Source organism: Micromonospora sp. NPDC023888 (assembly GCF_040639415.1).
In the GTDB taxonomy this organism is placed as follows: domain Bacteria; phylum Actinomycetota; class Actinomycetes; order Mycobacteriales; family Micromonosporaceae; genus Micromonospora.
In genome coordinates this window covers 41,925-62,475 of record NZ_JBEZZW010000036.1, presented here as the reverse complement: position 1 = coordinate 62,475, position 20,551 = coordinate 41,925, and the positions used below count along the sequence as shown (strand labels likewise).

The 20,551-nt window shown below is 69.3% G+C and carries 20 protein-coding genes; 12 read left to right on the top strand and 8 right to left on the bottom strand.

Going from position 1 to position 20,551, the window contains the following annotated elements:
• Positions 1-207 precede the first annotated feature (207 nt).
• Genes AB0F61_RS26860 through AB0F61_RS26845 form a run of 4 tightly spaced genes read left to right on the top strand, consistent with a single transcriptional unit; the run spans position 208 to position 5,005 of the window.
• Positions 208-1,446 carry an extracellular solute-binding protein gene (locus AB0F61_RS26860; protein WP_357814849.1) on the top strand — a complete coding sequence of 413 codons (1,239 nt, stop codon included), beginning with the start codon at positions 208-210 and terminating at the stop codon, positions 1,444-1,446.
• 18 nt (positions 1,447-1,464) lie between these two features.
• Positions 1,465-2,436 carry a sugar ABC transporter permease gene (locus AB0F61_RS26855; RefSeq protein ID WP_357814846.1) on the top strand — a complete coding sequence of 324 codons (972 nt, stop codon included), beginning with the start codon at positions 1,465-1,467 and terminating at the stop codon, positions 2,434-2,436.
• Positions 2,433-3,260 (top strand): carbohydrate ABC transporter permease, encoded by an 828-nt coding sequence (locus AB0F61_RS26850; protein ID WP_357814844.1) that lies wholly within the window; start codon positions 2,433-2,435, stop codon positions 3,258-3,260. The genes AB0F61_RS26855 and AB0F61_RS26850 overlap by 4 nt, the downstream gene beginning before the upstream one ends.
• Before the next feature lie 32 nt (positions 3,261-3,292).
• Complete coding sequence (locus tag AB0F61_RS26845) at positions 3,293-5,005, top strand: trehalase family glycosidase (protein ID WP_357814842.1); 1,713 nt, start codon at positions 3,293-3,295, stop codon at positions 5,003-5,005.
• Here AB0F61_RS26845 and AB0F61_RS26840 read toward each other — a convergent pair.
• The gene (locus tag AB0F61_RS26840; RefSeq protein WP_357814839.1) at positions 4,992-6,029 is read right to left on the bottom strand and encodes a LacI family DNA-binding transcriptional regulator; all 1,038 of its coding nucleotides are present in this window, start codon (positions 6,027-6,029) and stop codon (positions 4,992-4,994) included. The two genes, AB0F61_RS26845 and AB0F61_RS26840, sit on opposite strands and share 14 nt — an antisense overlap.
• Positions 6,030-6,260: 231 nt before the next feature.
• Here AB0F61_RS26840 and AB0F61_RS26835 point away from each other — a divergent pair, with 231 nt between their 5' ends.
• Positions 6,261-7,736: an arabinofuranosidase catalytic domain-containing protein gene (locus AB0F61_RS26835; protein WP_357814837.1), complete on the top strand. Its 1,476-nt coding sequence runs from the start codon at positions 6,261-6,263 to the stop codon at positions 7,734-7,736.
• 135 nt (positions 7,737-7,871) lie between these two features.
• Positions 7,872-8,582 carry a DNA alkylation repair protein gene (locus tag AB0F61_RS26830; protein WP_357814834.1) on the top strand — a complete coding sequence of 237 codons (711 nt, stop codon included), beginning with the start codon at positions 7,872-7,874 and terminating at the stop codon, positions 8,580-8,582.
• Here the strand turns inward: AB0F61_RS26830 and AB0F61_RS26825 are convergent.
• Entirely contained in the window at positions 8,579-9,034 is a 456-nt protein-coding gene (locus AB0F61_RS26825) for a hypothetical protein (RefSeq protein WP_357814832.1), read from the bottom strand. The genes AB0F61_RS26830 and AB0F61_RS26825 overlap by 4 nt on opposite strands.
• Before the next feature lie 144 nt (positions 9,035-9,178).
• On the opposite strand from AB0F61_RS26825, the gene AB0F61_RS26820 reads away from it, so the two are divergent.
• Entirely contained in the window at positions 9,179-9,535 is a 357-nt protein-coding gene (locus AB0F61_RS26820; RefSeq protein WP_357814829.1) for a YciI family protein, read from the top strand.
• A complete protein-coding gene (locus AB0F61_RS26815; protein WP_357814827.1) occupies positions 9,532-10,764 on the top strand; it encodes a sigma-70 family RNA polymerase sigma factor in 1,233 nt (410 codons plus the stop codon). The genes AB0F61_RS26820 and AB0F61_RS26815 overlap by 4 nt, the downstream gene beginning before the upstream one ends.
• A gap of 30 nt (positions 10,765-10,794) precedes the next feature.
• Here AB0F61_RS26815 and AB0F61_RS26810 read toward each other — a convergent pair whose 3' ends face one another.
• The 3 genes from AB0F61_RS26810 to AB0F61_RS26800 are packed head-to-tail and all read right to left on the bottom strand — an operon-like array spanning position 10,795 to position 13,038.
• On the bottom strand, positions 10,795-11,223 hold the full coding sequence (locus tag AB0F61_RS26810; protein WP_357814824.1) for a hypothetical protein: 429 nt from the start codon (positions 11,221-11,223) through the stop codon (positions 10,795-10,797).
• A complete protein-coding gene (locus AB0F61_RS26805; protein WP_357814821.1) occupies positions 11,220-12,083 on the bottom strand; it encodes a peptidylprolyl isomerase in 864 nt (287 codons plus the stop codon). The genes AB0F61_RS26810 and AB0F61_RS26805 overlap by 4 nt, the downstream gene beginning before the upstream one ends.
• 19 nt (positions 12,084-12,102) lie before the next feature.
• Positions 12,103-13,038, bottom strand: a complete 936-nt coding sequence (locus AB0F61_RS26800) for a hypothetical protein (RefSeq protein ID WP_357814819.1) — start codon at positions 13,036-13,038, stop codon at positions 12,103-12,105.
• 886 nt (positions 13,039-13,924) lie between these two features.
• Here AB0F61_RS26800 and AB0F61_RS26795 point away from each other — a divergent pair.
• A complete protein-coding gene (locus tag AB0F61_RS26795) occupies positions 13,925-15,241 on the top strand; it encodes a cellulose binding domain-containing protein (protein WP_357814816.1) in 1,317 nt (438 codons plus the stop codon).
• A gap of 149 nt (positions 15,242-15,390) precedes the next feature.
• Here AB0F61_RS26795 and AB0F61_RS26790 read toward each other — a convergent pair whose 3' ends face one another.
• A complete protein-coding gene (locus AB0F61_RS26790; RefSeq protein WP_357814813.1) occupies positions 15,391-16,128 on the bottom strand; it encodes a TetR/AcrR family transcriptional regulator C-terminal domain-containing protein in 738 nt (245 codons plus the stop codon).
• A gap of 94 nt (positions 16,129-16,222) precedes the next feature.
• On the opposite strand from AB0F61_RS26790, the gene AB0F61_RS26785 reads away from it, so the two are divergent.
• The 3 genes from AB0F61_RS26785 to AB0F61_RS26775 all read left to right on the top strand — a co-directional run bounded on the left by AB0F61_RS26785 (position 16,223) and on the right by AB0F61_RS26775 (position 18,212).
• Positions 16,223-16,453: a hypothetical protein gene (locus AB0F61_RS26785; protein WP_357814811.1), complete on the top strand. Its 231-nt coding sequence runs from the start codon at positions 16,223-16,225 to the stop codon at positions 16,451-16,453.
• Positions 16,454-16,636: 183 nt separating this feature from the next.
• A complete protein-coding gene (locus tag AB0F61_RS26780; protein WP_357814809.1) occupies positions 16,637-17,680 on the top strand; it encodes a hypothetical protein in 1,044 nt (347 codons plus the stop codon).
• Between the two features lie 46 nt (positions 17,681-17,726).
• Positions 17,727-18,212 (top strand): hypothetical protein, encoded by a 486-nt coding sequence (locus tag AB0F61_RS26775; RefSeq protein WP_357814806.1) that lies wholly within the window; start codon positions 17,727-17,729, stop codon positions 18,210-18,212.
• A 35-nt stretch (positions 18,213-18,247) separates the two neighbouring features.
• On the opposite strand, the gene AB0F61_RS26770 is transcribed toward AB0F61_RS26775, so the two are convergent.
• Together AB0F61_RS26770 and AB0F61_RS26765 are read right to left on the bottom strand one after the other, a co-directional pair.
• Positions 18,248-18,763 (bottom strand): hypothetical protein, encoded by a 516-nt coding sequence (locus AB0F61_RS26770; protein WP_357814804.1) that lies wholly within the window; start codon positions 18,761-18,763, stop codon positions 18,248-18,250.
• 168 nt (positions 18,764-18,931) lie between these two features.
• The gene (locus AB0F61_RS26765) at positions 18,932-20,215 is read right to left on the bottom strand and encodes a cellulose-binding domain-containing protein (protein WP_357814802.1); all 1,284 of its coding nucleotides are present in this window, start codon (positions 20,213-20,215) and stop codon (positions 18,932-18,934) included.
• Positions 20,216-20,551 lie beyond the last annotated feature (336 nt).

Here is a 20,551-nt window from a genome sequence, read left to right as displayed (position 1 = left end):
TGTCAATGAAGTGACGACGCGGTGAAGGTGGCGTTTCACAGCGCAACCTTCGGAACACCCGATCATCCCTTGACCTGCTGGCAGCGACGGACCTATCTTCGTGCGAACCGATTTGTCGAATCGGTTCGCCTCATGGTCGGACGCCGTCCGACCCGCGACGGTCAACCCGCACACCCCACCTGACGATCGACTGAAGTGAGGCAACACATGACAGGACTCAGTCGTCGACGGCGCCTGGCCGCCGTCGCCGTGATAGCGCTTGCCGCGGTGACCGGCAGTGCCTGCTCGTCGTCCGACGGAGGATCCGGCGACGGCGGCGGCGCGTACCTCGTCTGGGACCCGTATCCGCAGTTCGCCGCCGACTCCGAGTGGGTCGCACTGCTCAAGAAGTGCGGCACCTCGGCGGGGGCGGCGAGCGTCGAGCGGACCGGCTACGACACCACCGACCTGACAAACAAGGCCCTGCTCGCCGCCCAGCAGGGCAACTCCCCGGACGTGCTGATCGTGGACAACCCGGTCATCTCGACACTCGCCGAGGCCGGGGCGCTCACCACCACCGACGACAACAAGCTCGACGTCTCGGCCATGGCGCCGAACCTGCTCGGCGCCGGCCAGAGCGCGGGCAAGACGTACGGGGTGCCGATCGGGGCGAACACCCTCGCTCTCTACTACAACAAGGACCTGCTGACCGCCGCTGGCGTCGACCCGGCCTCGATCAAGGACTGGCCGTCGCTGACTGCGGCACTGACCACCGTCAAGGCCAAGGGGAAGAAGGGCATCACCTTCTCCGCGATCGGCACCGAGGAGGGCAGCTTCCAGTTCCTGCCCTGGTTCTGGGGCTCGGGAGCCCAACTGACGAGCCTGGACTCGCCGCAGGCGGTGTCCGCGTTGACGCTCTGGAACGACTGGCTCAAGCAGGGCCTCGCCCCGAACTCGGTAATCAACAACACCCAGACCACGAGCTGGCAGGAGTTCGCCACCGGCGACTACGCGTTCGCCGAGAACGGCACCTGGCAGTTGGCAAACGCGGAGAAGCTCGGCTTCTCCTACGGCACCATCGCGATCCCGGCCAGCGCGGGCGGCCCGGCGCCGGCGCCCACCGGCGGTGAGTTCGTCTCCATCCCGGTGCAGAAGAAGACCGACCGGTACGAGACGTCGCAAAAGATCGTCGCCTGCCTCACCAACGCCGACAACCTGCTCACCACCGACACCACGCTGTCCTACGTGGCACCCGTCGCCGCCGTGCAGGATCGACAGGCCGCCGCCGACCCCAAGCTCAAGGTCTGGGTGGAGGCGGTCCGGGCAGCCAAGGGCCGCACCGGTGACAACCTCGGCACGAAGTACCCGAAGATCTCCGAATCCCTGTGGACCGCAGTGCAGGCGGCCCTCAGCGGTGGGAAGTCACCGAAGGACGCGCTGACCGCCGCTCAGGCCGCGACCAGGTAATCGCGCCGAACCGACACCATGCTCCCCACGACACACAGCTCCACTGCCGTACCGGATCCGGGTGGGGCGGCCAAGGCCGCCCCACCCGGGCCTCCCCCGTCCCGCACCCGCCGGCCCAGCCGATGGCTCGCGTGGGCCTTCCTGGCACCCGTCACCCTCTACCTGGCGGCCTTCTACGCCTACCCGCTCTACCGCAATCTCGAGTTGAGCCTGCGCGAGTACACCGTCCGCTCGTTCGTGCAGGGCGGCGCGCCCTTCGCCGGCCTCGACAACTACCGGACCGTCCTGACCGATCCGGCCTTCGGCTCCACCCTGGCGCAGACCCTGATCTTCACTGCCGCGTCGCTCGTCTTCCAGTTCACCATCGGCATGGCGCTGGCGCTCTTCTTCCACCAGCACTTCCCCCTGTCCCGCACGTTACGGGCGTTGATCCTCGTACCGTGGCTGCTGCCCCTGATCGTCTCGGCCTCGACCTGGTCGTGGCTTCTCAACAGCGATTCCGGGCTGGTCAACGCGGCGCTCGGCGTCGTCGGGATCGACCAGGTCAACTGGCTCACCTCGCCCGGCTGGTCGCTCACCTCGGTGATCATCGCGAACATCTGGATCGGCATCCCGTTCAACCTTGTGGTGTTGTACAGCGGGCTACAGGCGATCCCGGTCGAGATGTACGAGGCGTCCGCGCTGGACGGCGCGTCGAGCTGGCAACGGTTCTGGGGGATCACCTTTCCGCTGCTGCGCCCCGTCTCCGCGATCACGCTGCTGCTGGGGCTGATCTACACGCTGAAGGTCTTCGACATCATCTGGATCATGACGAAGGGTGGCCCGACCAACTCCTCCGCCACACTCGCGACCTGGTCCTACCGACTCGGCTTCGGCAACCTGCTGCCCGAGTTCGGTCCGGGTGCGGCCGTCGGCAACCTGCTCATCGTGATGGCCCTGATCGCCGGTCTCGTCTACATCCGGATCCAGCGGAGGCAGAACCTGCCATGACCACCTCCTCCACACCTCGGGTCTGGTGGAAGACAGCCGTCGGTCTGGTGCTGACCGGGCTGATGCTCTTCCCCGTCTACTGGATGATCAATGTGTCGTTCACCCGGGACCAGGACATGCGGGCCACTCCCCCACACCTGTTCCCGACGAACGGCACACTTGACGGCTACCGGGCCGTGCTCGACCAACAGTTGCCGTACCTCGGCACCAGCTTCCTGGTCGGTCTGGGCACGGTGGCGCTGACCGTGGCCCTCGCCGCCCCCGCCGGCTACGCGCTCGCGAAACTGCGCCCACCCGGCGGTACGGCACTGAGTTTCGTCCTGCTGATCGCGCAGATGATCCCGGGCATCATCATGGCGATGGGCTTCTACGCCATCTATCTCAGTCTCGGCGTCCTGAACACGCTGCCCGGCCTGATCCTGGCCGACTCGACACTTGCCGTGCCGTTCGCTGTGCTGATCTTCACGGCCTTCATGTCCGGAATCCCCGACGAACTGCTCCAGGCCGCCGTGGTCGACGGCGCTGGTCGGCTGCGGACCTTCTGGTCGGTCGTACTCCCGGTCAGCCGCAACTCGATCGTCACCGTGTCGCTGTTCGCGTTCCTGTGGTCGTGGTCGGACTTCATCTTCGCCTCGACACTCGCCGGCGGCGGCGACCGGCAGCCCATCACCCTCGGCATCTACCACTACATCGGCAACAACAACCAGCAGTGGAACGCCATCATGGCCACCGCCGTCGTCGCCTCCATCCCCGCCGCGGTGCTGCTGATCCTGGCCCAGCGCTACGTCTCGATGGGCGTGACCGCCGGCGCCGTCAAGGACTGACCACCCGCACCACAGAAAGGCATCCGCCACCCATGACCGTCGCCCCGTCCGGTCCGGAGTTCCCCGTCCAGGACATCCCGTTCAGCTACCGAGGAGCCTGGTTCAACATCTCCCCGGTGGTCGCCGAGAAGACGTACGCCGACGATCTGCACCTGGTCTCCCACCAGAACGGGCTACACCCCGTACTGCGGCTCTCCCCAGCGGCCGCCGATGCCACTGTCGTCGCCACACCCGCGCTGCTGACCTGGCGAAACGGCGCCGACCGGATCGAGGCCGTCTACGACGGCCCGGACACCCTGCGGATCCGGGGCCGACGGCTCGGCCTGCGGGTGGCCGCGGCCGCGCCCACCCTCACCCCGTTCAGCGGCACCTACCTCTACCACGACCCGCTCGACGGGTCCCACGTGTTCACCTCGTACGAGACCGGTCGCCGCTACCGGATAACCGTGCTCTCCGGTGCTCTCCAACGGGCCGCCGGCGTCGAGGCGCTCGGCACCGCGGACCGGTGCGTGGACCTTCCCGGTGACCAACCCTGGGAGATCGCGATCGAGGAGTACGCCACCGCCCGCCGCCCGTACGCCGGGTCCGTCACCTTCGACCAACTGTGCCGCGAGCGGGCCGCCGAGTTCAGCGCGTTCGTCGACGCGGTCGCGCCTTGGCGTGGTGCGGAAACACCGGCCGCCGAACTCGCCGCCTACGTCCTGTGGTCCGCCACCGTCGCCCCGGCGGGCTTCGTCACCCGACCCGCGGTCCTGATGTCCAAGCACTGGATGGACAAGGTGTGGAGCTGGGACCACTGCTTCAACGCGATCGCCCTGGCCGCCGGCGAGCCGGAGCTGGCCTGGCACCAGTTCCACCTGCCCTTCGACCACCAGGACGAGGCCGGCGCCCTACCCGACTCGGTCACGCACTCCGAGGTCCTGCACAACTACGTCAAGCCTCCCATCCACGGCTGGGCCCTGCGGCACCTGCGTCGACGCCTTCCCCAGGCACCGGACCGGGCGGCGCTGGCGCAGACGTACGACCGGCTGGCCCGCTGGACCCGGTTCTGGCTCGACGCGCGTCGGGCCCCCGGCCAGGAGCTGCCCCACTACCAGCACGGCAACGACAGCGGTTGGGACAACGCGACAACCTTCGACGGCAACCGGGTCCTCCAGACGGCCGACCTCGCCGCGTTCCTGGTGTCCCAGCTTCGCTGCCTCGCCGACCTCGCCACCGAGCTGGGTGAGCCGGCCGAGCAGTGGTCCCGGGAGGCCGACCGGATCCATGGCGCGATGCTGCGGGACCTCTGGGACGGCGAGCGCTTCACCGCCCGCAATCCGCACACCGGCCATCGGCGGGCGAGTCGTAGCCTGCTCGACCTGATGCCCGTCGCGCTCGGCGCCGACCTGCCCGCCGCGGTCGCCGCCGCGCTGAGCAGGGGCGTCGAAGGCCACCTGACCACCCACGGGCTGGCCACCGAGCCGACCGACTCGGCGCACTATCTCGCCGACGGCTACTGGCGTGGCCCGATCTGGGCACCCTCGACCGTCCTGGTCGAGGACGGTCTGCGGCGGGCCGGGCAGACCAGGATCGCCGACGAGATCAGTCGACGATTCCTGGCGCTGTGCGAGAAGTCCGGATTCGCGGAGAACTTCGATGCCGAGACCGGGGCCGGGCTCCGGGACCGCGCGTACACCTGGACCGCCAGCAGCTATCTCATCCTGGCCGCCGGTCAGGAGGAACGGCGGGTCACGAAAAGGTAGCCGCATCGACTCCCCGGGCCGGGACCGGACCGGTGCTGGCGCGCAACGAGATGGGCGGGCTGTACAGCCGGTGACGTGGCACGGCGCCGGGGGCGGCGATGCTCTCCAGCAGCAGTGACACGGCCTCGGCGCCCATCTCGACCATCGGGACGTCCGCGGCGGTCAACGGCGGGCGGAAGTCCTCAGCCCAGTGCTGGGCGGCGACACCGGTGACGGAGAAGTCGCGGGGCACGGACAGACCGGCGCCGGTCAGCGCGCGCTGCATTCCGGGCAGCGCGGCCTCGTTGATGGTGGCGATGGCCGTGACGTCGGGATGTGTCACGAGCAACTGTTCCACGCACGCCTCGCCGGAGGCGGTGTCGTCGCCGCAGCAGACCTCCACGCCGGTCAGGCCCCGCTCCACCGCCGCCGCCCGGAAGCCGGCCAGCGCCCGATGGCTGGGGCCGTAACCCGCGGCCACCAACTCGGCGGAGCGGTTCACCAGCGCCACGTGCCGGTGCCCCAGATCGGCCAGGTGGTGCACGCAGCGGCTGATCAGCCCGGCATAGTCGATGTCGATCCAGCTCATGTCTTGTGGCTCGGCTATCCGCCCGATCGTGACGAACGGCAGACCGGCCCTGGTCAGGCGGGTCACCCGGTCGTCAGCCAGGCGGATCTCCATCAGGACCACGCCGTCCACCCGACGCCCGGTGACGATCCGCTCGAACGACCGGTCGTGGTCACCACCGGACGGGGACAGCAGCACATCGAGGTCGTGGCGAGCGGCCGCCTCGACGACGCTGGCGACGAAACCCAACTGCATGTCGGTCAACCGCTGGCTCGCCGGGGGAATCACCAGGCCGAGGGTGCGGGTGCGTCCCTCCTTCAGCGCACGGGCACTGGCGTTCGGTCGGTAGTCCAGCTCGTCGATGACCGCCTGGATCCGCTGCCGGGTCGTCGCCGACACCGCCCGCTTCCCGCTCAGCACGTAGGACACGGTGCTGCGGGACACCCCCGCCCGGCGGGCGATCTCCCCGATGTTCATACCGCGCCCTCGAATCGATTATTGCCCCGACACGGGGACGCACCGTCATTCGCTGACGAGCATATCCGTCCGGAATCTCGGGCCCGCGTCAGGAAGTTCCGCAGCCAGATCGCCGGACCGGATACGACGGGTGGCGAAAGCTGGCGCAATACATGGACGCGCATTAATGTAAAAAGGTGTGACGTCTGACGTTGAACTGCACGTGCCCCACCACCGCACCGAGAGGATTCGATGAATGTGAAGAGACGATTCCGTCGTCTGCTGGCCGCCACGGGGACCCTGCTGGTCCTCGCCCTGGGCGCCAGCATCTACGTGGTTTCGGACGCGCCGAGCGTCGCCCACGCCGCCGGCACCGGGCCGTGCGACATCTACGCCTCGGGTGGCACCCCGTGCGTGGCCGCGCACAGCACCACCCGCGCCCTGTACGGCGCGTACAACGGCCCGCTCTACCAGGTCCGGCGATCCTCGGACAACACCACCCGCGACATCGGTCTGCTGAGCGAGGGTGGCTACGTCAACGCCGCCACACAGGACTCGTTCTGCGCCAACACCACCTGCGTCATCACGATCCTCTACGACCAGTCCGGCCGCAACAACCGCCTCACCCAGGCACCCCCCGGTTACTTCGCCGGCCCCGCTCCCGGCGGATGGGACAACCTCGCCGACGCGAAGGCCGCACCCGTCACCGTCGGCGGACAGAAGGCGTACGGCGTCTACATCGCGCCCGGCACCGGCTACCGCAACAACAACACCAACGGCGTCGCGACCGGCGACCAGCCCGAGGGCATCTACGCCGTCGTGGACGGCACGCACTACAACCAGTGGTGCTGTTTCGACTACGGCAACGCGCAGACGAACAGCCTGGCCGACGAGCGCGCCATCATGGAAACCGTCTACTTCGGCGCCAACAAACAGTGGGGCTACGGCGCCGGCGCCGGGCCCTGGATCATGGCCGACCTGGAGTGGGGGCTGTTCTCCGGGGTGAACGCGGGGTACAACAACATCGCGTCCATCAACCACCGATTCGTCACGGCGATGGTCAAGGGCGAGCCGAACCACTGGGCCATCCGGGGCGGAAGCGCCCAGGCGGGCGGCCTGACCACCTACTTCGACGGCCGCCGCCCCAACGGCTACCACCCGATGAAGAAGGAGGGGGCCATCCTGCTCGGCATCGGCGGCGACAACAGCATCACCGGGCGGGGCACCTTCTTCGAAGGTGTGCTGACCTCCGGCTACCCGACGGCCGCCACCGAGGACGCCGTGCAGGCCAACATCGCCGCCGCCGGGTACGCACCGGCCGGTGGCGGCAACCCGCAACAGGGCGTGCAGGTCGTCGGCGGCCAGTCCGGCCGCTGCGTCGACGTGCCGAACGGCACCACCACCAACGGCACCCAGGTGCAACTCTGGGACTGCGTCGGCAACACCGCCCAGCGCTGGACCTACACGGCCGGCAAACAACTCCAGGTGTACGGCAACAAGTGCCTCGACGCCAACGGCCAGGGCACCACCAACGGCACCCAGGCGATCATCTGGGACTGCCACGGCGGCACCAACCAGCAGTGGAACATCAACGCCAACGGCACCATCACCGGCGTCCAGTCTGGGCTCTGCCTCGACGCCAACGGCGCGGCGACCGCGAACGGCACCAAGCTCCTCCTCTGGGCCTGCAACGGACAACAGAACCAGCAGTGGTCCACCCGTAGCTGAATCCGCGCCACCACCCGATCGGCCGGGCCGCCTCCGCGCAATCCGCGCGGAGGCGGCACCGCCGGCAGCCGGCCGACCGCCGCAACGCGGTCGGACGTCCCGGCCCGACCGGCTGCCCCGGTAAGTTGGGCAGTCGTGGTCACCTCCGCCGACGTCCGCTCCGCACTCGCCAGCCTCGCCGACCCGCACCGAGCGCAGGCGTCGAGCCGGTACCTTCAGATAACCCCGGGCGGGTACGGCGAGGGCGACCGGACCATCGGCGTCTCCGTGCCGCAGCAACGCAGGGTGGCCGCCCGCTACTGGCGCGACCTTCCCCTGCCCGAGGCGGCGGACCTGCTGGCCAGCGGCGTCCACGAGGAGAGGCTGACGTCGCTGTTCATCCTGGTGCGGAAGTTCGTCAAGGGCGACGACCAGGAACGGGGGCGGATCTTCGACATCGTCCTGGCCAACACCGACCGCATCGACAACTGGGACCTGGTGGACTCGTCCGCGCCGTACATCGTCGGGCCCTGGCTGCTCGACCGGGACCGGAGCGTCCTGGACCGGCTGGCCGCATCGGACCTGGTGTGGGACCGGCGCATCGCCATCATAGCGACGTTCGCCTTCATCAAGGCCGGCGACTTCCAGTGGACCTTCCGGCTCAGTGATCAGCTCCTGCGCGACCCGCACGACCTCGTGCAGAAGGCGGTGGGCTGGATGCTGCGCGAGGTGGGCAACCGTGACCGGGCGGCGGAGGAGCAGTTCCTCGCCGAGCGCTACCGGGTCATGCCACGGGTCATGCTGCGCTACGCGATCGAGAAGTTCGAGCCGCGGCGACGCGGGATGTACCTGACCGGAGAGGCCTAGTGCAGCCAGCGCAGCGCCGCGTCGGCAGTGTCCTCCGGGCTGGTGTTGAAGGCGATGGCCGCGTCGGGTGCATGCTGCCGGACGAGGTTGACCACCTTCTCGAAAAGCAGGAGTAGTGGCTCGTGCTTGCGGATACCGCCGCCGACGACCACGCAGGCGTAATCCCCGCGGGTCAGCGCCGCGACGATCGCCTCTTCGGCGTCCCCGTCGGGCGCCACCAGGCACAGGTCAGCCGCAATGCCAAGATCGTCGAAGCGGGCCTGACCGCGCGCTATCGCCGCCACCACCGGCGCGGGATCCCAGCCAGGGATCCTGACCGGGTCCAGACCGACCACCAACACCCGTCCACGCGTCATGCGTCTCCCCACCTCCCTCGAAACATCTTCGATCACTCCTGCCACCTCGCTCAGGTCATCGTCGAGCTGGTGATCGTGCCGCGTCGCGTCGGGCACCCGCGACCGGAAGCCGAAGCCTGCGATGATGCCCCGGTCGTCGGACCGAGAATGTCGTCCCGGCTGTCGATCCGGAGCCCGGCTGGCTCGTCGTCAATGTAGGGGCCACCACCGACGGGGCCAACACACGATGGGATACGAGACATGGCGAAGTACATGATCCTCATCTACGGCGACGCGCAGCAGTGGGACGCGATGACCGACGAGCAGTGGAAGGCGCACGACGCCGCGCACGTGGCGTTCGTGGCCGAGGCCGGCGCACAGATCATCGGCGGGCAACAGTTGGAACCGGCACCCACCGCCACCTCGCTGCGCTCGGACGCACTCGGCAAACTCGACACGACCGACGGGCCGTTCCTGGAGACCAAGGAGGCACTCGGCGGCTACTACCTGCTGGAGGCGGCCGACCTGGACGAGGTGCTGTCTCTGGCGGCACTGCTTCCCGAGGTGCACGCGTCGCACAGCGGTGTGGAGATCCGTCCGGTGGTCGACCAGGCATGAACGACGAGGTCGTCGCGGCGGTCGCGCAGGCGCACCGCCGCGACTGGGCCCAGGTGTTCAGCACCACCGCCCAACTGACCCGGGACCTCGATCTCGCCGAGGAGTGCGCCCAGGACGCGTTCGCGCAGGCCCTGGAGACCTGGGCCGAGAGCGGCATTCCCGACCGGCCGGGCGCCTGGCTCACCACCATCGCCCGCAACCGGGCCCTGGACGTGCTGCGCCGCGAGTCGGTGTTCCGTCGCAAGATGCCACTGCTCGTCGCGGACGAGACGATGCCGGGCCCCGAGGATGGCCTGGTCGACGACCGGCTGCGCCTCATCTTCACCTGCGCCCACCCCGCACTGTCCCGCCCGGCGCAGGTCGCCCTGACCCTGCGCCTGGTGTGCGGGCTGTCCACCCCGGAGGTGGCCCGCGCGTTCCTGGTGCCGACGAGCACCATGGCCGCCCGGATCACCCGGGCCAAGAGGAAGATCGCCGCGGCCCGCATCCCGTACCGGGTCCCCGGCCCCGATCAACTCGGCGAGCGGGTGAGCGCCGTACTCGAGGTCGTCCACCTCATCTTCACCACCGGCCACACCGCACCCGTGGGCGCGCACCTGGTGCGGCAGGACCTGGTGGACTGCGCGGTCGGTCTGGCCCGCATGCTGCACCTGCTCATGCCGACCGACGCCGAGATCAGCGCCCTGCTGGCACTGTTGCTGCTCACCGCGGCACGCCAGGACACCCGCATGTCCGTCGACGGGCGGCTGGTGCTCCTGTCCGAGCAGGACCGCACCCGCTGGAACCGGCAGCTCATCGATGAGGGACGGTCGTTGTTGACCGACGCGCTGCGCCGACGGCAACCGACCCGGTACGCCCTGGAGGCCGCGATAGCCGCCGTGCACGCCGAGGCGCCAACCTGGCAGGACACCGACTGGAACGAGATCATCGGGCTCTACGACGCGCTGCTGCGGCTGTGGCCATCGCCCGTCGTCGGCCTCAATCGCGCCGTCGCCATCGGGCTGCGCGACGGCCCGGAGGCCGGGCTCGACGCGCTCACACCGATGCTCGCCGATCCGGCCCTGGCCACCTACGGATATCTCAGCGCGGCCCGCGCCGACTTCCTGCGCAAGCTGAGGCGATGGCCCGAGGCCGCGACGGCCTACGAAGAGGCGCTGACCCTCACCGACAACGACGTGGAGCGCGCCTTCCTCACCGAACGGTTGGCGGACGTCGAGCGGCATCGGTAAGGGTCAGCGTCTCAGGCGCCGTGATCGGCCTCAGGCATCCTGCTTCCTCGGCACCGTCGCGCCTCGGCTGGTCATGGTGGCTATCGCCGCGACCCCCAGCAGCAGGGCCGGAATGACGAACCACAGACCGATGCCGAGGCCCAGCAGGAGCGCCCACACCAGCAGGACCAGGGCCGCGACAGTCGTGGTCGTGGCGACAGCACGGTGGGTCAGGTCCGCGATGAGGGGACAGATGGCCGCAACCACCGGTACGCCCAGCAGATAGCTGGCGGCGGCACCGCTGTCGTCGATGGTGAAGGGCAACAGCGCGATGACGACCCAGGCTGTGGCGGCGATTGCGAGGAGTCTCAGGACCAGACCGACGGACCCGGATGCCGGACCGCGCCTGCGTAGGCTCACGAACGCCATGGCAGCAATGAAGAGCGCGACCAGGCCGCCGACAATGGTAGCCACGTTCATTTCGCTTCCTCCGTCCTCATGACGTCAGCGAGTCTCGCCTCGTACACGTGGACCGGCCACTTCTTCCGCAACGAGTCGGCAAGCTGGCGCAGGTGTTCATCCTGACGGTACGCGCTCATCGCCGATTTCACCCGATAGGCCAGGGCGTCATCCCAGTCGACGGTCTCGAAGGAGATGCTCTCGACGCGGACCACCCACCAGCGCTTGTTCTTCGGGTCGGAGGACAGCCCGATGCCACCAGCGGCGGCAATCGCATAGGCCCCACGGGTGATCATCGGATCGACTTCGTCGTGGTGATCGTCGATCGTGGCGGTGCCGCTCTTCGTCGGCTTGTCCTCGCGTAGCAGTCGCTGGAACGTCGGCTGATCCGCACCGGCCACCCGCTCCATGGCCTTCTTGGCCTGGTCGCCGTCCGTGAATTCCGCCCAGGCCACGTCGGCCCGAGCCACGTCGCCGAACAGGTTGCGGTGCTCCTGATACCAGGACCGCGCCTCATCGTCGGTGATGCTCTCGATGGTGAAGCCGGCTTTGTCGCGCTGCTCCTGCTTGATGAGTGTGGCGAGCTGTTCGGCTCTGGTTGACCCGTCGATGCCACGACGAGCGGCTTCACGCACCAGGAGTTCGTCGCGGATCGCCAGGTTCAGTGCCTCTCCCCAAGGGCCGGAGTAGCCGCCCACCACCAAGACCGGCGGCAGGGGATCATCAGGCATGAGCGCTTGGACACGTTCGACAGTGATTGGTTCGCCCGCCACCGTGGCCAGTGCGTTCGGTGGCGGGTCCACCGACTTCTCGGTGGACCCGCACCCGGACGCCGAGACCGCGAGCATGACGAACGCCACGGACATCAGCAGTCGCTTCATCGTAAGAAGGCCTCAGACTCTAACCGCATTGGTTGCTTGAATACAGGAAGTCGTCATCGGCTTCGAAATATTCGTCGCCACATTCGGCGTCCCATGGGTTCGTCGATCCACCGTGCTCGCGACCGCAGCGATCGTGGTCAGCACAGTCGTAGGTGTATCCGGTGATGATGAAGCAACCACCACCGCATTTACCCATGCAGTCGTACGAGGCCGGACCAACATAGATGCTCTCACCCAGGAAACAGTGGCTGTCGGCATCGTGGACCACCCACGCGGTCGTATTGCATCCGGTGTAGAGGATGCCGTCTTCGTTGCTCTGCTGGCACGCGGCGAGCACCGCGCTCCGGGACGCGCTGTTCGGTGTCGTAGCCTGGGTGCCCTCCTTGACACACGACTCGACAGCGAGCTTCATGTCCGGAACCTTCGCCTGGCCGTACCGCTCCACCGGGCGGGGCACTTCCAGGTTGCCGATCTTGGTGCCGACCGGCGCCTCGGCAACCAGCATGGCGAGGCGGATGGTCAGGTCCCGGTGCAGCGGAACCGCCGTCTTCGCGGCATTTGCCGGCTTGACCCACGACTCTTCGAGGGACTTGGCGAACGCGCCGAGCGCGGTGCGCTCATCCGGCTGAAGCGAAGCCCCGCCGCCGGACCAGTTGGCGACACCCTTACTGATGTCCTTGCTGGCGGTGAACTTCTTGCCAGCCACGGACACTGTCACTTCCGAGGCCACGGGGCTCGTGGCCGCCGCCGAAAATTCGATCATCGTGGCCGAGCGGGCGAACGTGCCAGAGTCACGGTCAGCCGACGACTCGGTAGCCCGGAAGTCGTTGCTGGACAGTGGTTGCAGCGACGCCGCGGCTGCGGCTGGCAGGGACCCTGGCGCAGCCAGGGCAACCGCGAAGCCGACAGCCAAGACTTTGGCGACGAGCAGAGGTACTCCGAGCGTACGTTTCATGCATGCCATCCCCTCGTGAGGTCCGGTAGGGGGTGCAGCAATATCAGCCGCTCTTTCGAATGGCGATAACTCGACCGCCATACGCAGTGACACCCCCCGCTAATGTCACCGCCGTCCATCCTCGTTGATGGATGTACATGCGTCAATGCCAATTCATAGAGGATCTTTATAGTCGAGTTCTCAGCCAAGGCACTTCTCGGGCAGACAGGACGCCGCGGACCGAGCTGTCAGACCGCCTCCGATCCGCGACCGGCACTCATCCTCGGCACCACGCGACGCCAGGCCGGACCACCAAGCGATACCTGTTCAGAACACCTGGGGACGACTCGCGCGGTTGAGCATGTTATCGATAACATGCTATCTTTCGGCGCGGGAGTGAAGGGCACGCTCCCGATCACCTGAGTCGATCGACAAAGGCACGCCGAGGGCGACGCCCTCCGGCCGCCCTTGCCAGTCGTGACCAGTCCGGGCCGCTCCGCCAATGCCAGGCGACCGCAGGCGGTTGGCCGGACAATCTCGGTCCGGCTGCATGCCCCAGCTTCACGTGCCCGTCGCGGACAACCCGACAGCAGCGGTACGGCCCGCACGCCACCCGTGCACGCCGCACCGACCTGCAAGCCGGCCCGCAACGGAAGGGGAGCCCTATTCGGCACCTGGGAGCGCCACAGCCAGCCGTCAACCCCTCACCGCCCCGCCCGACGAGCCGCCTTCCGGCCGGTGCTCGACGGCCGTAACCCCGGCACGCTCCGACTCGCGGACGGCGAGCGGACGGCGGGGCGCGAGCCCTCATCCACCCTTGTGCCACAACGGGCACGGCCGGCGGTCGCCGGGCCGGTCCCGCGCACGCACCACCACCACAGGACGACAATTGGCAAGGAGTCACGCAATGGCGAAACATAGACAACTATTCTCGTACATAGCAGGCGCGGCGGTTCTCCTCGCCGCGGCCGCCGGCGGCGTGCTGAACGGCGGCTTGGGTAAAGCAGCGGTGGCCGCGACGAACGGCACGCTCGCGGCCACCGCCGGCTGCGGCAAGGCCCCCACGCTCACCAACGGGACACGCACCATTCAGAGCAGCGGACAGAATCGCACCTACATCCTGCGGATCCCGGACGGTTACAACCGGAACAACCCGTACCGGCTGGTCTTCGGCTTCCACTGGCTGAACGGCTCGGCAAACAACGTCGCCTCGGCCGGCTACTACGGGCTTGCGCCGCTGTCGAACAACACCACGATCTTCGTTGCGCCCCAGGGCATCGACGCCGGTTGGGCCAACACCAACGGTCGCGACCTGACCCTCTTCGACGACATCTCCCGCCAGGTCGAGAACGACCTCTGCGTCGACACGACCCAACGTTTCGCCCTGGGCTGGAGCTACGGCGGGGCCATGAGCTACGCCGTGGCCTGCGCCCGACCCACCGTCATCCGCGCGGTCGCCGTCCTGTCCGGCGCCAATCTCAGCGGTTGCAACGGCGGCACCCAACCCGTCCCCTACTTCGGCATCCACGGCATCTACGACAGCGTGCTGAACATCTCCCAGGGCCGGTCGCTGCGCGACACCTTCGTCAGGAACAACGGCTGCACCGCGCAGAGCCCGCGCGAACCAAGCCGGGGCAGCCTCACCCACATCACCACCACGTACACGGGCTGCCGAGCGGGTTATCCCGTGCAGTGGGCCGCGTTCGACGGAGACCACACCCCCAGTCCCGTCGACGGGTCATCCAGCCCGAACGACAGCAGGACCTGGACCTCGGGCGAGATCTGGAGATTCTTCAGCCAGTTCCAGTCCACCACTCCGCCCACCACGCCCCCGCCCACCACGCCCCCGCCGACCACTCATCCACCGACCACGCCCCCGCCGACCACCCCTCCGCCGACCACGCCCCCGACCGGGGGGCCGGGCACCTGCGCCGCCACCTACCGCCTGGTCAACAGTTGGCCGGGCGGCTTCCAGGGTGAGGTCACCGTCGCCAACAACACCGCCGCCACCGTCAACGGCTGGACCGTCGGCCTGACGCTGGCGAACGGCCAGGCCATCAGCAGCCTCTGGAGCGGCACCAACACGGGCACCACGGGCGCCGTCACCGTCCGAAACGCCGCCTACAACGGCACGTTGGCCCCGAACGCGTCGACCACCTTCGGGTTCACTGCCACCGGCAACGGCGCCACCCCACCCGGCAACATCACCTGCACCAGCCCCTGAACGAAGCACGACACCGGAGGCCCGGAGCCACTGGCTCCGGGCCTCCGCGCCGGCAGCGCCGAAGGCACCGCCGCCACCGTCACGGCTGGACCGTCGGCCTGACGCTGGCGAACGGCGGGGCCTCCGCACCGGCGACGCCGGCGCGCTGCTCAGCGCGGCGGCCCGGTGCGCGCTGCCGCCCGGAGGATGCCGTCGAGGCCCTCCTCGAACAGCAGGTCGTCGTTCCAGCGGGTGTCGTCGAGATGGCCGGAGGCGTCGAGGGTCGGATACTCGTCGGCCCTCGCGGCGATGTGGTCGCGGGCCGCGGTGCGCGCCTGCGGGTCCGCCGTCCGGTGCCACGTGGCTTCGGTGAGCGCGGCGCCGATGACGTAGTTGGCAAGCATCCGCGTGGCCACCGCGAGGGAACGTCCGCGACAACCGCCGCGCACCAGTGCCGACTGCAGGAATTCGGTGCGGGCGAGGACGTTGGGCCCGAGCATCGGACGTCCGATGAGATTCGGCGCCCAGGGATGGCGCAGCATGGCGGCGCGCCACGCTCGGACGAGGAGGCGGGCGTCCTCCAGCCAGTCGTCGCTCACGTCCGGGATGGGCACATCGCCGAAGATCCGGTCAACGGCCAGGTCCAGGACGTCATCCTTCGTCTTCACGTGCCAGTACAGGGCGGTCGCCGTCACGTCGAGCCGCTGGGCGAGGCAGCGCATGGTCAGACCCTCGATGCCACGTTCGTCAAGCAGGGTCACCGCCGCATCCACGATGCGCCCGAGGGTCAGCGGCGCTTTCCGGCGCGTACGGGATGGCTCCGCACGTAGCCATACCGGCGGTGAGGTGCGGCTGTCTCGCCGCCCGGCCGGGGTCGCCGGCGGTACGCCCGGCTCTGCGCTGGTCATGTTGCCACTCTAGTCCGCTGGACAGGTAACTTAACGCCGGTAAGCTAATTGAACAGCCGAAGGTAGGCCGTTACGTCGGCAAGGAGGTTGGCGAGTGCCTCTGCTGCGAATCCACCTCGACAGCGACCGGATCACCGCCCGTCGCGTTCTGCAACTGCACCGGGAAGGCAGGACGCACCACGAGTCGCGGGAAGCAGCGCGGGAGGAGGCGTGGCGCCAGGGTCACACCCCGGCCGGTGACCCGACCTTCGTCGGCATCACCAACGGCCGCCGCCACGTGCAACTGCTCTACGACGTGGAGGTCTACTCCGACACGGCCCGGTGAGCGGAGCCCACGGCCGTCCCCTCCGCAGAGGGAGCGCACTCCCCTGCGCCGGGGAGGAGAAGTCGTTGCACGCCCCAGATCATCAATTCATGACTGTCGGCGTGTGGCTGCTGGTTTCCGAGGCGGATGGCCCGCGTCTCGACCAACGGTCCGGCCGGCCCGGCACTGCCGTAGGGGAGCGACATGTCTGACCGTACCGCTGGCACACACCGACCCCCAGCCGTCGACCGGGTGAGACCGTGGGCGCTGGCAGGTGGCCTCTTCCTCGTCGGCGAGGGCGCCCTGCGCCTGTTCTGGATCGCCGGTGGCCGGTGGGCGTACACCGCCTGCGACCGGACTGACCTGGTCGATCCAGCCGGAGGATGCGGTGCCGACCGCGTCGAGACGCTGCCGTTCTGGGCGGGCTGGGGGGCGCTGGCGGTCGGCCTCGTCCTCGCGGTGGTGGTCGTGTGCGCGGTCCGCTTTCCCGGTCGCGCCGCGACCACGGGGACCTGGCTCGCGGCGGCACTGCTTCTGGTCACCGCGTTCCCGCTGCACCTGCTCTTCGAGGTCCCGGCTGCGTTGGCGGGACGCCCCTCGGACTGGCGTGACCTCGGTGCCCGGCTCGCACTGTTGGCCGGCGGCATCCTGTTCACCGGGCTGGCGAACGCGTCGGATCCCCGGCGCGGACCGGTGGCTCCCGGCTACCGGCCGGTGCCCCGCTGGACGCGCCGCTGGGCGTACGTGGCGGTCGCGCTGCCGGTGGTCGGCTGGGCCCTACCCCACGGGCTCTGGGTCCTCGGCGTTCCGTTCGGCATCTCCGAGCAGGAGCTGAACGACATCGCCAACAACCTCTCGACGCCGACGGGGGTGGCGATCACTGTCGTCCCACCGCTCGCCGGACTGCTCGTTCTCGGGTTGGTGCAGCGGTGGGGGCAGCAGTTTCCGCGCTGGGTGCCGGGCCTGGGTGGCCGGCCGGTACCCCGGCTGCTGGCGGTGGTCCCAGCCGGGGCGGTGGCCCTCACGCTTGTCACCTACGGCGTGCTGAGCAGCGCGGTGTTCGTCGGCCGCCTGCTCTCCGGCGAGTTGCCGTGGTCGGACGTGTGGGACGGCTGGGCGGTGACCGCCACGCTGCTGGTGTTCCTCGGCTGGGGAGTGGCGATGGGCGTCACGACCGTCGGCTACGCCCTCAGCACCCGGTCGGTCAGGAACGGACGGCAGACGCCAACACCACACCGGGAGCCCTGAGCGGCGGCGCATGACGGCGCACCGGGCGGGGTGCGACCATCGGTCGATGGACGACGAGCGGCCCCAGGTTCTGGCGCCCGACGGGAACCCGCGGGCGACCCACCAACTTCCACCACCCGAGATGAGCGAAGGGGAGTTCGTCTCGCGGTTCCGGGCGGTCACGGCGGGGCCCCACGGCCAGCGCGGCCAACTGCCGGGCGGAATGGTCGACTGTTGGCAGGCCGTGGTGGACGCCTGCCTGGCCGGGTACGACGACTCCCTCGAGGAGTACGACGCCGACCTGGGCGTCCGGAGATTGCTGGAGGCGGTGCTCAACCACCCGGAGCTACAGCGGTACCGCGAGCTGAGCTGGGTTCGCGAGCAGGTGGCCGAGTCCGACCGGCGCTTCCGGGCGATGCTGCGGGACGACCCGATCCCCCACCTCGCCCACTGGCCGTGGTGGGAGAGCCACCCGCCCCGGTACGCCGGCCCGGAGCTGGCGGCGGACTTCCAGGCGCGCTACGGCATCCACGTGCAGGTGCGGGAGACCTGACCCGAAGGGCAGGCGGCGGACCCGAGGTGTCGGTGTCAGCGGTGTTCGAGGCCCCGCAGGATCAGCAGGCGGGTGGTCCCCATGCCGAAATGGTCGACCTCACCCGAGATGTCAGCGACCGCGCGAACGCTCGGCTCGATGTCCACCCCGCGTCCGCGCGCCCTGGCGCACAACTCCCAGATCTCGACGAGGTCGTCGCGGGGATCGTCCGACTGGTCCCGGGCCGAGACGTGTACCAGCCGCCGACGGAACTCGGCGGCCGCCGATGGCCACTGACCCGTGAGGCCGACCCCCCAGCCGAAGGCGCCGTGTGCCCGGAAGATCTGGCGGACCTCGTCCCTGACCCCCTCGTCACCGGATTCGTAGGCGTCCAGCAGAGCTGTCAGGGCCGCCGCCGCCTCGGCCGCCACGCCGGCCTCCTCCACCGGCGGCACCATGGCTGACAGCTTCGCCTGCCAGTCCGGGTCTGTCAGGTCCACCGGACGGTGAGCGATGTCCCGAAGAAGGAGGTCGATGACAGCGACGTCTTCTCGAATCGCGGCGAGATCCATGCCCGCGATTGTCCTCCCCCGCACCGTGGACCAGGGGCGGACGGTTCCTGGACCCCTACCCGGCGGTGACGTTCCCCCTGCGCGACGACGTGTCGGTGCGCAGGGGGAACGTGAGTCAACATGGCGTGGCCGGCATACCGTGGCACGCCATGTTGGCTCACCCGGGGGTCAGCAGCCGATCCGGCTGGACCCGACCGCGACGTCGTCGTACCAGAGGGTGTCGGCCCCGCCGCCGTAGCTCTCCCAGCCCAGCTTGAGGTCGGTGAGCTGGGGCCGCCAGGTGCGGTTGTACCACTGGCCGTCAATGTCGTGCGTGGGTACGCCGTCCGCCGTGAGGCCGGTGATGGCGGTGCCGTCCAGCCAGGTACGGAGCTGACCGGCCGAGCCGTCCACCATGAACTCCAGGCAGGCCCACCGGTTGGTGGGTAGCGGAACGCTCTGCGCCACCCCGGCCGGGCTCTGCTCGGGCAGGGTCGCGTCGTCGGAGGCGCGGTTCCACTGCAGGGCGCCGTTCTGGCCGCCGATCCGCAGGTCCTTGTTGCCGTCGGCGGAGTCGGTCATCGCCATCATCGTGGTGTGCTCGGTGGGCTGGGCGGTGGTGTGCCGTACCCAGATCCGGCCGTACCGGACACTCCCCACGCTGCCGAGGTTCCTGGTGGACCTGATGAAGACGTGGTTGCAGTAGCCGGCCGCGCCGTTGATCCGGACTGCCCGGCTGCCGCTGTGTCTGGTGGCCGTGTCGATGGTGGCCGTGCCGGCGCCGGAACAGTCCGGGTTCACCACGGTCCAGTCGCCGGACGGCGTCGAACCGGTCTGGTTCTCGAAGCCGTCGCAGAGCACCGCCCCGGCACACCCGGTCGGCGGCGGCGTCGTGGGCGGCGGCGTCGTGGGCGGAGGCGTCGTGGGCGGGGGCGTCGTGGGCGGGGGCGTCGTGGGCGGGGGCGTCGTGGGCGGGGGCGTCGTGGGCGGGGGCGTCGTGGGCGGGGGCGTCGTCGGCACCATCGTGGTGGGCACGCCAGTCGGGGTCGGCCCGGTGCCGTTGCACGGAACGCCGTTCAGGCTGAACCCGGTCGGCGCGCCGCCGCTGGAGCCGTACGTGCCCTGCACACCAAACTCGGTGGCGCCGGCGGCCGGGATGCTGCCGTTGTACGACAGGTTGCGGGCGGTCACCGTCGCGCCGGACTGGCTGACGGTGGCGTTCCAGCCGTTCGTGACGCGTTCGTCCCCGGCGTACGTCCAGGTGACTGTCCAACTGGAGACGGCGGTGTCGCCCGGCGACACCTTGACGTTTGCGGTGAATCCGCCGGGCCACTGGTTGGGCGTGTAGTCCACCCGGCAGCCCTGGGCGGCCGAGGCCGGACTGGTGAGCAGGGCCGTTCCGGTCGCGGTCACGGCGGCGAGTGCGGCGACGACCGCCAGGGTCGGAGCGGGTCGGGCGCGGAGAATCGTCATCAGAGGTCCTTCTGCCATCGAGCTGGAGGGAGGCGGCGCGGCGACGCGCGTCCCGGAGGAACGCAGCACGCCAACGCGCCCTGGGTGCGGCGCTGCGACGCGCCACAACGACTGGTCGGTGCGTACGACCGCGGTGCCCGGCTCGGGATGGACCTGTCAGTCGCCGACGGCCCGGTCACCCGGGCCTCGGCGGCGCCCACCGTCAATCTATTGACGCAAGACGATGTAATCAAGCATCGCACGCCGCGCTGCTGGACATCGCGGACACCGACCCGTTCCTGCGGACCCGGGTGGCCCCGGACGGCGGCACGAGCGTGCTGCCCTGCGGCGAGGTGC